Origin of the sequence: Stenotrophomonas sp. MH181796 (genome assembly GCF_009659995.1) — a bacterium.
Lineage (GTDB): Bacteria > Pseudomonadota > Gammaproteobacteria > Xanthomonadales > Xanthomonadaceae > Stenotrophomonas > Stenotrophomonas riyadhensis.
The window spans coordinates 204379-218854 of the sequence record NZ_RAHU01000001.1 but is presented as its reverse complement, the minus strand read 5'-3'; the positions used below and the strand labels follow the sequence as shown (position 1 = coordinate 218854).

The following is a 14476-nucleotide window of genomic DNA, read 5'->3' as shown; positions in this document are numbered from 1 at the left end:
GCCCTCCTGATGTCCGCCGTCCCCGCTGCAAGCGCGCGCCCGAACGTGGCCACCTCCATCGCCATCGTTGGCGTGTTGTTCTTCCTGATCGGCTTCTTCACCTGGCTCAACGGCCCGCTGATCACCTTCGTCAAGCTCGCCTTCGAACTCAGCGAGGTGGGTGCCTTCCTGGTGCTGATGGTGTTCTACCTGTCCTACTTCTTCCTGGCCCTGCCGGCATCGTGGATCCTGCGCCGCACCGGCATGAAGAAGGGCCTGAGCTTGAGCCTGCTGGTGATGGCCGGTGGTGCTGCGTTGTTCGGTGAGTTCGCCACCCAGCGCTGGTACCCGGGCGCGCTTGGCGGCCTGTTCGTGATCGGCAGTGGCCTGGCCCTGCTGCAGACCGCGATCAACCCCTACATCTCCATCCTCGGCCCGATCGAGACGGCGGCGCGCCGCATCGCGCTGATGGGCATCTGCAACAAGATCGCCGGCATGCTCGCCCCGGTGCTGATCGGTACCGTGGTGCTGCATGGCATCGGTGATCTGTCGGCCACGGTGGCCGCTGCCGATGAAGCCACCAAGGCGCAGTTGTTGAACGAATTCGCCGCCAAGATCCATGCGCCGTACCTGGCGATGGCCGGCCTGCTGGTGCTGCTGGCGGTGGCCGTGCTGTTCTCGCCGCTGCCGGAAATCAAGTCGTCCGAAGCCAACGCTACGCCGGTGGCGGCCGGTGCCGCCGAACGCCGCAGCATCTTCCAGTTCCCGCACCTGTGGCTGGGCGTGTTGTGCCTGTTCGTCTACGTGGGCGTGGAGGTGATGGCCGGTGATGCGATCGGTACCTACGGCCATGGTTTCGACCTGCCGCTGGACCAGACCAAGATGTTCACCTCGCTCACGCTGGGCGCGATGCTGGTCGGCTATGTGGTCGGCCTGCTGCTGATTCCCAAGGTGGTCTCGCAGTCGCGCTACCTGACCATTTCAGCGGTGCTGGGCGTGGTGTTCTGCCTCGGCGCCTGGGCCACCCACGGCTATGTATCGGTGGCCTTCGTGGCCCTGCTGGGCTTCGCCAACGCGATGATGTGGCCGGCGATCTTCCCGCTGGCGATCCGCGGCCTGGGCCGCTTCACCGAGACCGGCTCGGCCTTGCTGGTGATGGGTATTGCCGGTGGCGCGATCATTCCGCAGCTGTTCGCCGTGCTCAAGCAGCACATCGACTTCCAGCTGGTGTTCGTGCTGCTGATGGTGCCGTGCTACCTGTACATCCTGTTCTACTCGGTGGTCGGCCACCGCGCCGGCCTGCCGCAGGAGCGCTGATCGGCGATGATGGACGGCAGCCAACCCCAGGGAAAACCCATGCGCAGAGCGACCATCAAGGACGTTGCGGAAAAGGCCAAGGTCTCGCTGAAGACGGTCTCGCGGGTGATCAACAACGAGCCTTCGGTGATGCAGGCCACCCGTGCGCGGGTGTTGCGTGCCATCGCCGAACTCGATTACGAGCCCGATCCGTCCGCGCGCAACCTGCGCAGCGGCACCACCTTCGTGATCGGGCTGGTCTACGACAACCCGAACCCGTACCACATCATCGGCGTGCAGAACGGCGTGCTCGCTGCCTGCCGCGAGACCGGCTTCGGCCTGCAGATCCATCCCTGTGATTCCAGCTCGCCGCTGCTGGCCGATGAACTGGCCGACTGGGTGCAGCGTTCGCGCCTGGCCGGGCTGGTGCTGACCGCGCCGATGTCCGAACGCCGCGACCTGATCCAGGCACTGACCGCGCGCGGCATCAAGCTGGTGCGCATCATTGCCGCCACCGAAGACCCGGCCGATGGTGCCTGCGTGTTCGTCGACGACCGCGAGGCCGCCTACGAGATCACCGAGCACCTGATCCAGCTGGGTCACCAGCGCATCGGCTTCCTCTGGGGCGGCATCTCGCACCGCTCCTCGGGCGAGCGTTATGCCGGTTACGAAGCTGCGCTGAAGGACTACGGCATGACCGTGGACAAGCACCTGGTGGTGCAGGGCGACTACACCTTCGACGATGGTTTCCGTGGCGCGCGCCGCCTGCTGGCGCTGCGCGAGCCGCCCACCGCCATCTTCGGATCCAACGACGAAATCGCCGCCGGTGTGCTGGCCGCCGCGAAGTCGGCGGGCATGAACGTGCCGTACGACCTGTCCATCGCCGGTTTCGAGGACAGCCCGTTCTCGCGCCAGTCGTGGCCGCCGCTGACCACCGCCAAGCAGGCCACCGAGGACATTGCCCGCCATGCCGCGCGCCTGCTGATCGCACAGCTGCGCAGCGACGCCTACGACGATGCGCCGGCACCGCTGCACAACCAGGGCTTCGTGCCGCAGCTGGTGGTGCGCGGCTCGACCGCGCCGATGCGCCCAGCCGGCGCACGCCCCCTTCCTTCCGATCCTGCCTGAGCCTGCCATGTCGCTGTCAGACCCCACGTCCACCCTGATGTTCGCCGAGGCCGCTGAAGCGGCCGACGTGGTCGCGCGCCAGTTCTCGCGCAACCACGCCACCATGGAAACCCTGGCCGCCAGCCTGCGTGCGGCGCCGCCGCCGTTCGTGGTCACCTGCGCCCGCGGCAGCTCCGACCATGCCGCCACCTATGGCAAGTACCTGCTGGAAACCCAGCTGGGCCTGGTGGTCGCATCGGCCTCGCCGTCGGTGGGGTCGGTCTATGCCGCACCGCTGCAGCTGCGTGGCGCGCTGTTCATCGTCATCTCGCAGTCGGGCAAGAGCCCGGACCTGCTGCGCAACGCGGAAGCTGCCAAGGCCGCCGGCGCGCGCGTGATCGCGCTGGTCAACGTCGAGGATTCGCCGCTGGCGCAGCTGGCCGACACGGTCATTCCACTGCACGCTGGTGCCGAAAAGAGCGTGGCGGCGACCAAGAGCTACCTGGCGTCGCTGGCCGCGCTGCTGCAGCTGGCTGCCTATTGGAAGCAGGACAGCAGCCTGCGTGCCGCGCTGGACCTGCTGCCGGACGCGATGCGTGAGGCCTGGCAGTGCGACTGGACGTCGGTGACCGAAGGCCTGGTCGATGCCACCAACCTGTTCGTGCTCGGCCGCGGCCTGGGCCTGGGCGCGGCGCAGGAAGCCGCGCTGAAGTTCAAGGAAACCTGTAGCCTGCACGCTGAGGCCTACAGCTCGGCCGAGGTCAAGCATGGCCCGATGGCGCTGGTTGATCGTGGTTTCCCGGTGCTGGCCTTCGCCCAGCCGGATGAGACCGGCGCCGGTACCCGCGCGGTGGTCGATGAGTTCACCGCACGTGGCGCGCAGGTGTGGATGGCCGGTGCCGGTGGCAATCTGCCGGTGGCCGCCGCGCCGCATCCGTTGTGCGCACCGCTGCTGACCGTGCAGAGCTTCTACCGCGCGATCAACGCGTTGGCGCTGCGTCGTGGCTTCAACCCGGACCTGCCGCCGCACCTGAACAAGGTTACGGAGACGGTGTGATGGCAACGGTCCTGCGCAACGCCCGCATCCTTGCCGGCGATGAATTCCGAGACGATCTGGCGGTGGTGATCGAGGGCGGTCGCATCAGCGCGCTGCTGCCTGACGCTGCACCGCAGCTCGGCCAGGCCGCCGAGCAGGTGGACCTGGGCGGTGGCTGGCTGCTGCCCGGTTTCATCGATGTGCAGGTCAACGGTGGTGGCGGTGCGCTGTTCAACAACACGCCGGACGTGGCGGCACTGCGCACCATCGCGCAGGCGCACCGTCGCTTCGGCACCACCGCAATGCTGCCAACGCTGATCAGCGATGACGTGGCGGTGATGCGCGAAGCCATCGGTGCGATGCGCGAGGCGATCGCGCAGGGCGTGCCGGGCGTAATCGGCATCCATCTGGAAGGGCCGTACATCGCGCCAGCCCGGAAGGGCACGCACGATGCCAGCAAGTTCCGCGTGCCCGACGAAGAGGAGATCGCACTGGCCGCATCGCTCGACAACGGCGTGACCCTGCTGACGCTGGCGCCAGAGCGCGTGCCGCTGGAGACCATCCGTGCGCTGGTCGAGCGCGGCGTGATCGTTGCTGCTGGGCACACGGCAGGCACCTACGAAGAGATCCGCGAGGGTCTGGATGCCGGCGTGCGCGGCTTCACCCACCTGTACAACGCGATGTCGCCGCTGCAGGGCCGTGAGCCCGGCGCGGTGGGCGCTGCGCTGGAAGACCGCGACAGCTGGATCGGCATCATCGTCGATGGCGTGCATGTGCATCCGGCCAGCCTGCGCGTGGCGCTGGCGGCCAAGCCGCGCGGTCGCCTGCTGCTGGTGACCGATGCGATGCCGCCGGTCGGTGCCGACGATCCCAGCTACGTGCTGTATGGCGAAACCATCACCGCCATCGACGGTGTGGTGCGCAACGCTGCCGGTTCGTTGGCGGGTTCGGCGCTGGACATGGCCACCGCCGTGCGCAATACCGTGCAGCTGCTCGGCCAACCGCTGGCCGAAGCCGCACGCATGGCCTCGACCTATCCGGCGCAGTTCCTCAACGTCGACGACCGCCTCGGGCACATCGCCGAGGGTTACCAGGCCGACCTGGTGCTGCTGGATGACACCCTGCAGGTGCGTGGTACCTGGATTGCCGGACAGTACGAGGCCGCCTGATGAACAGTATGCCGCCGCGCCGGCTGGGCTCGATCGATGCCCTGCGCGGCATCACCGTGGCGGCAATGCTGCTGGTCAACAACCCGGGTGACTGGAGCGCGGTGTTCGCGCCGCTGCGCCATTCGGAATGGCATGGCTGCACGCCCACCGATCTGGTGTTCCCGTTCTTCCTGTTCCTGGTGGGCGTGTCGATGGCCTTCAGCGTGGCGCCACGCGCGCTGGACACGGCGGCGCGACCCGCGTTGGTGCGCGGCGTTCTGGAGCGCGCACTGCGCATCCTGGTGGCCGGTGCGTTGCTGCACCTGCTGATCTGGTGGGCGTTGCATACCCCTCACTTCCGCATCTGGGGCGTGCTGCAGCGGATCGCGGTATGCGCGGCGCTGGTGGGCGTACTGGCGGTGTATGCGCGTCCGCGCGCACAGGCGGCCGTACTGGTCAGTCTGCTGGTGGGGTATACCGTGCTGCTGCTGGGCGTCGGCGATCTGGCGCCGTGGACCAATCCGGCCAGTCGTCTGGATACCACGCTGTTCGCACCGTGGATCTACCAGTGGCATGCCGATACCGGGCTCGGACATGACCCGGAAGGATTGCTGAGTACGCTGGGTGCGCTTGCCAGCACGGTGCTCGGCCTGCTTGCCGGTGGCCTGCTGCGCAACGGGCGTTCGGCGGCATTGGCCGGGCTGGGCGTGGCGACCGCTGTGCTCGGCCTGTTGCTGGCCATCGTGTTGCCGCTGAACAAACAGCTGTGGACGCCCAGCTACGTGCTGTGGACCGGCGGCCTGGCCGCGCTGGCGCTGTGGCTGGGCCACGTGCTGATCGACCAGAAGGGCTGGCCGGCGCTGGGCCGGCGCTTCGGGGTCAACGCGATCACCGCGTACCTGGGGGCATCGGTGATGTCGGTGGTGCTGATGGCGACCGGCGCCTGGGGCTGGATCTGGCAGCAGCTGGCCAACGCGATGCCGCAGTCGCTGGAACTGGCGTCGATGCTGCAGGCGCTGGTGTTCGTCGCGCTGTGGTGGGGCGTGGCGTGGTGGCTGGACCGGCGGAAGATCTATCTGAAGATCTGACCCCCGGCGGCGCGCCATATCCACGCATGGCGTGGATCTACCGGGCGAGAGGCGAACGCGATGCAGGCGGAATGGTCAGTAGATCCACGCCATGCGTGGATGCTCTCCGCGTGGCTTGCGATCGCCGCCTTGATGAACGGTTTCAGCCACGTAGAGGCGAGGTGATGCCCGATCAAGTTCGCATCTGAACTGTGATAACGGGCACTCAATTTCACCTATCGAAACCATTCACCACACGGCAGACTGCCTTCGCAGTACCGCATATCCGCAGTTCCTGATCCCCTGTCCAGGAGTGCTGTATGTCCCGTGCCGTCCCGCGCGCGTTCCGTCCGCGCCGCCTCACCGTTTCCGTGCTTCAGGCCCTGGCTGTCCCGTCCGTCCTGCTGTTGACCGCCAGTGTCGCCTGGGCCGGCTGTGACAATGCCACCCCGACTGCGGGCCAGACGGTCACCTGCGATGCCAACGCGCCGAATCCACAGACCGTTCCCGTCACCGCCACTGACGCGGCCGGTATCACCGTCAATGTCGCCAACACGGCACAACTGCAGCAGAGCGGTGGTGGCAGCGCGATTTCGCTGGTCGGGGCCGGCGGACACCTGCTGTCCAACCTCGGCACGATCAGTTCGGTGGGGGGCGTGGCGGTCCAGCTTGGCGGTGGCAGCCGCGTCGAAAATGCCGGCAGCATCAGCACCGGCAACAACACTGCCCTGCAGTTCGTTGGCGCCGGCGACAGCGTGCTGGTCAACCGCGGAACGATCAGCGGGCGCACCGGCGTGCAGTTCGGCGCCGGCAATGATCGCCTGGAAATGCAGGCCGGCAGCATCACTGGTGGTGTCCTGCAGGGGGATGGCAACGATGTGCTGCTGCTCAGCAATGGCACCATCGACAGCGTCGACCAGGGCAGCGGCGATGACCAGATGACCGTCACTGGCGGCACCGTCACCGGCGTGGTGGCGCAGGGCAGCGGCCGCGACGATTTCGTCATGAGTGGCGGCACGATCGGCGCGCTGCAGCAGGGCGACAACATCGATACGTTCCGCATGAGCGGTGGCCGCATCATCGGCGCGTTCGAGGATGGCGACCAGGCGTGGATGACCGGTGGCCGCATCGGCCGCGTCAACATGAAGCTGGACAAGAACCTGTGGGACCAGTCCGGCGGCACCGTGGACGGCAACGTGGTGACCGGCTTCGACACCGACACCATCATCATCTCGGGTACGGCCTACATCGGTGGCAACATCAGCGTCAGCGGCGGCAATGACAGCGTGACCATCACCGATGGCACCGTGCGTGGCCAGGTGCTGCTCAGTACCGGCAATGACACCTTCAACTGGAACGGCGGCGGCATCGTCTACGGCGCGATCGACATGGGGCCGGACAACGACGTGGCCAACCTCAGCAATCTCAACCAGGCCAACCTCGGTGCGGTACCGCTGTTCGACGGTGGCAGTGGCGTCGACCAGCTCAACCTCAGCAACGTCAAGACCGCCGGCGTAGGCCGTTTCCAGAACTGGGAGGCGATCAGCCTGGCCAACAGCACCGAGCTGAGCTTCGATGGGGATCTGGTGCTGGGCGACAGCGGGACCGGTACCGGTACGCTCACGGTGGATGACACCAGTACCGTCTACGCGGGCAGTGGCGGTCATGCCATCCGGCCGTTCAACAGTGGCGCACTGGTGGAGATGGTCAATGCCGGGCGCATCGACCTGACCGGTACCGGCGCTGGCGACGTGTTCACCGTGCGTGGCAACTACCGCGGTGACGGCGGTGGGCTGTACCTGCGTACCGTGCTGGGCGCGGACAATTCCACCAGCGACCGCCTGGTGATCGATGGCGGTACTGCCACCGGCACCACCGGCATCGGTGTGCTCAATGCCGGCGGCAGCGGCGCGGCCACGCTGGCCGATGGCATTCTGGTGGTGCAGGCCTTGAATGGTGGCCGTACCGCGCCGGGCGCGTTCTCGCTGTTCGCACCGGTCGCGGCCGGTGCCTACGAGTATTTCCTGTTCAAGGGCGGTGTCAGTGCTGGTACCAGCGAAAACTGGTACCTGCGCTCGACGCTGGTGACCGGGCCGACGCCAGCACCCAACGGCGGCGGCAGTGCCACGCCACCGCCACTGACGCCGCCGGTCGCTCCGCCGCCGCCGATCACCCCGGCACCGCCACCGCCGCCCGAAGGCGCTACCGATCCGGACCTGACTGCCGGCGAGACCGCGCCGCCACCGCCGCCACCGGAACCCGCTCCGGTGGCGCCGCCCAGCGACCCGGCGGTGCCGGACGTGCCGGTGGCGGGTGGCAGCCTGCCCGGTACCGGTGCGCCGCCGACGCCGGGTGCACGCCCCGCCGAGGGCGCAGTGGTGCCGCTGTACCGCGTGGAAACCGCCACCTACGCCGTTGTGCCGCCGCTGCTGCGCGAGACCTCGCTGGCCAGCCTCGGCACGTTCCACGAACGGCAGGGCGAGCAGCGCCTGCTGTACAGCCAGGGCGCATTCCGCACTGCCTGGGGCCGTCTGGTGGGGCAGAGCAGCGAGATCCACTGGAAGGGTGATGCGCAGCCCGGCTTCGATGGCGATGTGATGGGCCTGCAGGCCGGCCTCGATGTGTGGGCCGCGGCCTCTGACAACCATCGCAACCAGATCGGCGTGTTCGTCGGCCGCACCCGCGCGCAGGGCAAGACCACCGGCCTGGCGCTGGGTTGGGAGAACGTACAGGTGGGCCAGAACCGCCTGGACGACAAGCACGTGGGCCTGTACTGGACGTTCACCGACAGCAGCGGCGGCTACATCGACGCCGTGGCGATGCAGAGCCGCTACGACGGCCGCGTACGTTCCTCACGCGGGCTTGGCTTCGGGATCAAGGGCGATGGCACCAGCGTATCGGTGGAAGCCGGCAAGCCGCTGCTGCACGTCGGTCAGTCCGCATGGTGGCTGGAACCGCAGGTACAGGTGATCTGGCAGCGCACCGCGCTGGACGACCGCCGCGATGTGGTATCGAGCGTGCGTTTCGACAACGACAACGCCTGGACTGGCCGCATCGGCCTGCGTCTCGCGGGCGACTACCAGCTGGCTGACAACGGCTGGCAGCCGTATTTCAAGCTCAATTACTGGCATGGTCGTTCCAGCGAAGACCGCATCCGCTTCGGCGACGACGTGATCATCAATTCGCAGCGCTCGCGTGCACTGGAAGCCGGTGTGGGTGTGGTCGGGCGCTTCAACCGCACCATCAGCGCCTATGCCGTGGCCGATTACACGCGCGAGCTAGGTGGCGACCGCAACGAGAAGCGCCGCATCATCGAAGGCAACATCGGTCTGCGCGCGGATTGGTGACAAGCGCAGGCCTGGGTAGGTGCCGACCTTGGTCGGCACAGATCCAACGGCGACAGGAACGAGCTCTGGTAGGTGTCGACCTTGGTCGACACGAATCCAACGACGTCACGCTCCCGCGCCTGCACCCGGCGCCACCAACCCACTCGCATGATCGGCCAGCACCACCACTGCATGCAGCAAGCCTTCCTCCACCTGCGGCGGACACTGCGCCGTCGCATCGTCCATCTCGCGCGCCGACTGCGCGGCCAGCAACACACCCCCACACGCAGACACTGCCGCCAGACAGCGCGTGGCCTCGGCCAGTTCCCGGCCGCGCGCCTCGCTGAGCTGCCGTTCGCACCACGCCTGCCCATCAACCGCGTGGTTGTGCGCGATACCACGCAACCGCGCGAAGAATGCTGATGGCGGCGCCTGTTCGTGGGTTTCGATGAGCGCATCTTCCAACGCTTCTGCTGCGGTAGTGGACAGCTGCAGGCCGGGCAGTGCAGCGCCGAGCAGTGCATGCAGGCGTGGATAGGTGGGGTAGGGCGTGTTCATGGCGGCAACCTCACAAGGCAAGGCCACCTGCGGGATGCGAGGTGGCGGGCGGTGCGGGTTGGCGTGCCGGTGAAGCTCTTCACGAGGAATGACGCCGGCGGATCCGGGGATCCCCACGCACCGCCCGCCGCAGAACGACGGACGGTGCATTGTTCGGGCCGGCAACGACGTTGCAAGCCCGCTCGTGAAAAGCTTCATTCAGGACGCCAATCCCGGCCAGCGCAGGAAGCGCCGACAAAGCCACCTTGGCGCGTTGTACGCCGCGATGACATGGGCAAAGTTGCAATGTTGCGATCGCAGTGAGCGTGTCTGCCTGCAATCTGCGGAGGAGGCAAACACGACAGTTCGCGCATGGCGAAAGCGATCATGCCCCGGTTATGCTGCGGGCCTGACTCAACGACAAGGAAACGTCGCATGCAGGTTCGCAAGGGAGTGCGCCGCATCGGCGCGCTGATGCTCGTGTTGCTGGCGACCAACGCCATGGCCAATTCCCCGACTGCGGTCGAAGTGCCTTCTGCGGAGGCTCAAGCGGAGATCCTCAACCTGCTTGAACGCCAGGCGCTGTATCGCGACCGGGTGGACTGGCCCGCCACCCGCGTACGCCTGCAATCGGCGCAGGGCGACCCCGCGCAACGGCTGGCCGTTCTGCGCGAAGCCATTGCGCTCAGCACCGGCCACCATGGTGCATGGACCACGACCCAGCGCCAGCGCGAATCCCTTGCACGTGCGCAGCAGGCCGGCGCTGCCGCCGTGGACCGGGCCAGGGCCGCCGATGCGGTGGATGCGCGTATCGGCTGGGTGGTCATCGAGGGCTATGCCTCCACGCCCGGCGCGACGCCGCAGGAAAAATTCCGTCAGGACATCCAGCGTGCCGCGCGCTGGCAGCAGGTCATCCGCAGCAAGGACGACGGCGCGCGCTGTGGCTGGATCGTCGACCTGCGGGACAACGGCGGTGGCGCCATGTGGCCGATGCTGCTGGGCATGGCCCCGCTGCTGCGTACCTCGGTGGTGAACAACGAGGACGTGGGCTCGTTCGAAACCGCGCACGGGCCGCAGCGCTGGACGTTGACGGCGACCGCCGTGCAGCTGGCGGGCAAGCCATTGCTGGATTTCGGCCAGTCCGGCCATGTGCTGCGGCAGCCCGGCGCACCGGTGGCGGTGCTGTTCGGGCCCCGCACCGGCAGTTCGGGCGAGGCTTCGGTGCTGGCGTGGCGTGGCCGCCCGCAGGCGCGGAGTTTCGGCCAGCCGACCGCGGGTGTCTCCACCGGCAATGTCGTGCACACCCTTGCTGATGGCAGTCGCCTGCTGCTGACCACCAGCGTGATGCGGGACCGCGATGATCGTGGCGATGGATTGAAGATCGAGCCTGACCAGCGCGTCGAGGGTGATGCCGCCACCGTGGCTGCCGCCCAAGCGTGGCTGCTGGCCCAGCCCGCCTGCCAGGGCCACTAAGCCATGATCCTGATCGGCCAACAGGAACGGGTGGTGGTTGTCGGCCCCACCGAAGCGCATCACTGCCTGCGCTGCCAGACGGAAACCGAGTTCGCTCCGCAGTTGCGCTACACGATGGCGCGCATCGACCTGCTGTTCGGCTTCACCTACCAGCGCCGTTACGAACTGGCCTGCACCCGGTGCGCGCACGGCTGGGTGTTGGATACCGAGACCATGGACCAGCAGCTGGGCGGGGTACCGATCCCGTGGCGGCACCGCTTCGGCCTGCCGCTGATGCTGGTGGTTGTGGCCGGGCTGGCCGCGCTGGGCTGGCTGTGGCGGCACGGATACATCGGCCGCTGATGAAGATGAGACGGTTGCTTATATCCCATATTGGGACTAGGATGCGGGAATGAAAGTGGTTGCTCTGGCGACGCTGAAACGATTCTGGGAACGCCACCCCGATTCGGAAGCAGCGCTGAGGTCCTGGTACGACGAAGTCAGGCACGCCGTATGGGACACGCCGCACGACGTACGCCAACGTTATGCAAGCGCAAGTTTCGTGGCGAACAGTCGTGTGGTGTTCAACATAAAGGGCAACAGCTACCGGCTTATCGTCGCTGTGGGTTACAGGTTTCAAGTGGTCTACATCAAGTTCATTGGCACCCACGCCGAGTACGACCGGATCGACGCCGACACTGTGGAGCTTCTATGAACATCCAGCCTATCCGTACGGAAAGCGACTACGAAAACGCTCTGCGCGAGATTTCGGCCTATGTGGACAACGAGCCGGAGCCGGGGAGCGAGGATGGCGATCGATTCGAAATTCTCGTAACGCTGGTTGAAGCCTACGAAGCGAAGCACTACCCGATCGACCCGCCAGATCCCATCGACGCAATCCGCTTCCGCATGGAGCAGGGCGGTCTGACCGTGAAGGATCTGGTGCCGTCCATCGGCCAGCTCAACCGTGTCTACGAGGTGTTGAATCGCAAGCGCAGTCTGACTCTGGAAATGATCCGGAAGCTTCACCGCAACCTGGGCATTCCCGCGGAAAGTCTCATCGGCCGCTGAAGCCCTGAGAGTCCCTGCCGATGCGCTGCCGTGCCTCACCCCCGGCCTGCTAAAGTTGCAGCCTGCAATCACGTACCGGAACCGACCATGGACCACGACACCCCGTTCGAACCCCTCAACGACCTCGAGGTGCGCCTGCTGCAGGCCCAGGACGGCACGCTGACCGCAGCGCAGTTCCTCGACGGCCTGCTGACCTCGACGGCGTTCGTGCTGCTGGACAAGGCCATCGGCGAAGATGGCGCCTGGGACGAGAGCATCTCGCCGCTGGTGCTGACCAGCGAGAGCGGCGAGCCGATGTTCGCGGTGTTCACCGCGCCGGAGCGCGCCGGCCTGTGGCACGAGCAGCTGCCGCAGTTTGCGCATGCCATGCCGATCGCGGTGCACGCGCTGTTGGCCGGTATCGGCGACGGCGTCGGCCTGGTGCTGAACCCGGGCCTGGACGTGGGCATGGAAATGATTCCCGATGCCGTGGCCCAGCTGAAGCAGCGTGCGGCGGCGATCACCCGCGGCATGGCGCACTGAATCCAGGGACTGTCTGGTTGCCGGCCAGCGGCCGGCACTACCCGTGATGCCGGACGACAGCGATGGCTTGCAAGTGCGTCCTGCTCAATGGAGAGGAGCATCGTGGGCAAGCGTTCTAACCGATCGCTATGGGTCTATGAAATCGGCCTTCTTGCGAGTTCGACACTGGCAGCTGCGTTCATCACCCGGTTCAATCCGGTGGAGACGCTCCGGTTGGGTGGATGGCTGTTCCTCTTGATGCAACCCATCTTGTTGGGTGCTCATGCTGTCGATCATTTTTCGCGCAAGCGCCGTCGATAGACGGGAGATGTGAAGGTGCCGGCCAGCGACCGGCACTACCCGGTGCTTCAGCGGGCGGCGGCGATGGCTTTCACCCGCGCCTTGGCCAGTGCCTCACCGATGGCCGGGCCCTTCAGATGCGTGGTATCCAGATCCCGGGCCTGCACTGACAGCGCCGCCTGGTGCAGGCGCTTGAGCGTTTCGCTCTGTGGGTAGTCGGCATCCTCGAAACCGAGCCGGCCGCGCTTGTCGGCCTCGCAGCACAGTGCGATGCGGGCCACGCGTTCCGGCCGGCGTAGTGCATCGCAGCGGCCCAGCAGTTCCAGCACGGTGGCATCGCGCAGTTCGCCGATGCGGTGCACGTTCAAGTGCTCGCGGCAGACCGCTTCGGCCAGTTGCTGGTGCTCGGTGGGAATCTTCAACCGCGCGCACAATGCCTTCAGCGGTTTGATGCCGCGCTGCTCGTGCATGATGTGGCGTGGCCATTCCTCCGGCGGGGTCAGGCCCTTGCCGAGGTCGTGGGTGAGGGCAGCGAAGCCGACCAGGTCATCACCCGGTGCCAGTTTCGCGGCCATGTCGCTGACCATTTCCTGGTGGATGCCGGTGTCGACTTCCGGATGGAATTCGGCACGCTGCGGCACGCCATACAGCGCTTCCAGCTCGGGCAGGATCGGGCCCAACGCATGCGCAGCGTGCAGCGTGCGCAGGAAGGCGGAGGGCCGTTCACTGACCAGCGCCTTGCGCAGTTCCTGCCAGACGCGTTCCGGCACCAGCGCGTCCAGCTCGCCACTGGCGGCGACCTCGCGCATCAGCGCCATGGTCTCTTCGGCGACGGTGAAGCCCAGTGGCGCGAAGCGCGCCATGAAGCGCGCCGCGCGCAGCACGCGCAGCGGGTCTTCCACGAACGCAGGGCCGACGTGGCGCAGCACGCGCAGCTCAAGATCGCGAACGCCACCGTAAGGATCGACCAGCGTGCCGGTCTCCTCATCGCAGGCGATCGCGTTGATGGTGAAGTCGCGCCGCTGCAGATCTTCTTCCAGCGTCACCGCTGGATCGGCATCGACCACGAAGCCGCGATAGCCACGGCCGGATTTACGCTCGGTGCGCGCCAGCGCGTATTCCTCGCCGGTCTTCGGGTGCAGGAACACCGGGAAATCACGGCCGACGGCGGTGTAGCCCTGCGCTTCCATCTGCGCGGGCGTGGCACCGACCACCACCCAGTCACGGTCGCCGGCATGGCGCTGCAGCAGGCGGTCGCGTACGGCGCCGCCGACAAGATAGATCTTCATGGGGGGGATGATCGCATGCCCGGCGCATATGCACTGGTAGTGCCGGCCGCTGGCCGGCAACCCCTGGGCAAATAGCGGTTGCCGGCCAGCGGCCGGCACTACCGACGCAGAGGCATCACGGCAAACCGCGCCACTCCGGTACGAACAGGCCGGCCAGGAACCACAGGCCGTAAACGATCCACAGGCAGAGGAAATAGAGCTTGATCTGCGCTTCGTCCCACAGGCTGCCCCAGCTGTCGACGAAGGCCAGCGACTTCCAGCCTTCCATCCAGGCCGCGCCACCCCAGCGCAGCACCCAGGTGGCGAACAGGCTCCAGGCGGCGAACATCCCGATCCAGGCCAGCAGGCTCATCGCTTTCCCCTCCCC

Annotated in this window: 15 protein-coding genes; 12 read left to right on the top strand and 3 right to left on the bottom strand. The window is 66.9% G+C overall.

Going from position 1 to position 14476, the window contains the following annotated elements:
• Positions 1-9 precede the first annotated feature (9 nt).
• From D5301_RS00985 to D5301_RS00960, 6 genes are all read left to right on the top strand, one after another.
• On the top strand, positions 10-1296 hold the full coding sequence (locus tag D5301_RS00985) for a sugar MFS transporter (protein ID WP_153854531.1): 1287 nt from the start codon (positions 10-12) through the stop codon (positions 1294-1296).
• Positions 1297-1335: 39 nt separating this feature from the next.
• The gene (locus D5301_RS00980; RefSeq protein WP_006391719.1) at positions 1336-2403 is read left to right on the top strand and encodes a LacI family DNA-binding transcriptional regulator; all 1068 of its coding nucleotides are present in this window, start codon (positions 1336-1338) and stop codon (positions 2401-2403) included.
• Positions 2404-2410: 7 nt separating this feature from the next.
• Entirely contained in the window at positions 2411-3439 is a 1029-nt protein-coding gene (locus D5301_RS00975; RefSeq protein ID WP_110713700.1) for an SIS domain-containing protein, read from the top strand.
• On the top strand, positions 3439-4587 hold the full coding sequence (gene nagA, locus D5301_RS00970; protein ID WP_110713698.1) for an N-acetylglucosamine-6-phosphate deacetylase: 1149 nt from the start codon (positions 3439-3441) through the stop codon (positions 4585-4587). The genes D5301_RS00975 and nagA overlap by 1 nt, the downstream gene beginning before the upstream one ends.
• Positions 4587-5654, top strand: coding sequence for a heparan-alpha-glucosaminide N-acetyltransferase domain-containing protein (locus D5301_RS00965; RefSeq protein WP_153854530.1), 1068 nt, complete (start codon positions 4587-4589; stop codon positions 5652-5654). Before nagA ends, D5301_RS00965 begins: the two co-directional genes overlap by 1 nt.
• A gap of 299 nt (positions 5655-5953) precedes the next feature.
• Positions 5954-8980 (top strand): autotransporter outer membrane beta-barrel domain-containing protein, encoded by a 3027-nt coding sequence (locus D5301_RS00960; RefSeq protein ID WP_153854529.1) that lies wholly within the window; start codon positions 5954-5956, stop codon positions 8978-8980.
• A gap of 105 nt (positions 8981-9085) precedes the next feature.
• On the opposite strand, the gene D5301_RS00955 is transcribed toward D5301_RS00960, so the two are convergent.
• Positions 9086-9517 (bottom strand): hypothetical protein, encoded by a 432-nt coding sequence (locus D5301_RS00955; RefSeq protein ID WP_153854528.1) that lies wholly within the window; start codon positions 9515-9517, stop codon positions 9086-9088.
• A 414-nt stretch (positions 9518-9931) separates the two neighbouring features.
• Here D5301_RS00955 and D5301_RS00950 point away from each other — a divergent pair, with 414 nt between their 5' ends.
• From D5301_RS00950 to D5301_RS00925, 6 genes are all read left to right on the top strand, one after another.
• A complete protein-coding gene (locus D5301_RS00950; protein ID WP_153854527.1) occupies positions 9932-10969 on the top strand; it encodes a S41 family peptidase in 1038 nt (345 codons plus the stop codon).
• A 3-nt stretch (positions 10970-10972) separates the two neighbouring features.
• Positions 10973-11311, top strand: coding sequence for a hypothetical protein (locus tag D5301_RS00945; protein WP_153854526.1), 339 nt, complete (start codon positions 10973-10975; stop codon positions 11309-11311).
• Positions 11312-11360: 49 nt separating this feature from the next.
• Positions 11361-11663 carry a type II toxin-antitoxin system HigB family toxin gene (locus D5301_RS00940; protein WP_065178056.1) on the top strand — a complete coding sequence of 101 codons (303 nt, stop codon included), beginning with the start codon at positions 11361-11363 and terminating at the stop codon, positions 11661-11663.
• Positions 11660-12019: a transcriptional regulator gene (locus D5301_RS00935; RefSeq protein ID WP_153854525.1), complete on the top strand. Its 360-nt coding sequence runs from the start codon at positions 11660-11662 to the stop codon at positions 12017-12019. The genes D5301_RS00940 and D5301_RS00935 overlap by 4 nt, the downstream gene beginning before the upstream one ends.
• A gap of 87 nt (positions 12020-12106) precedes the next feature.
• The gene (locus D5301_RS00930; protein WP_005419309.1) at positions 12107-12541 is read left to right on the top strand and encodes an SseB family protein; all 435 of its coding nucleotides are present in this window, start codon (positions 12107-12109) and stop codon (positions 12539-12541) included.
• A 102-nt stretch (positions 12542-12643) separates the two neighbouring features.
• A complete protein-coding gene (locus D5301_RS00925) occupies positions 12644-12841 on the top strand; it encodes a hypothetical protein (RefSeq protein WP_153854524.1) in 198 nt (65 codons plus the stop codon).
• A 47-nt stretch (positions 12842-12888) separates the two neighbouring features.
• Here the strand turns inward: D5301_RS00925 and D5301_RS00920 are convergent, their stop codons facing one another.
• Both D5301_RS00920 and D5301_RS00915 read right to left on the bottom strand, forming a co-directional pair.
• Complete coding sequence (locus D5301_RS00920) at positions 12889-14109, bottom strand: multifunctional CCA addition/repair protein (protein ID WP_153854523.1); 1221 nt, start codon at positions 14107-14109, stop codon at positions 12889-12891.
• Between the two features lie 115 nt (positions 14110-14224).
• Positions 14225-14461 (bottom strand): hypothetical protein, encoded by a 237-nt coding sequence (locus tag D5301_RS00915; protein WP_008267778.1) that lies wholly within the window; start codon positions 14459-14461, stop codon positions 14225-14227.
• Positions 14462-14476 lie beyond the last annotated feature (15 nt).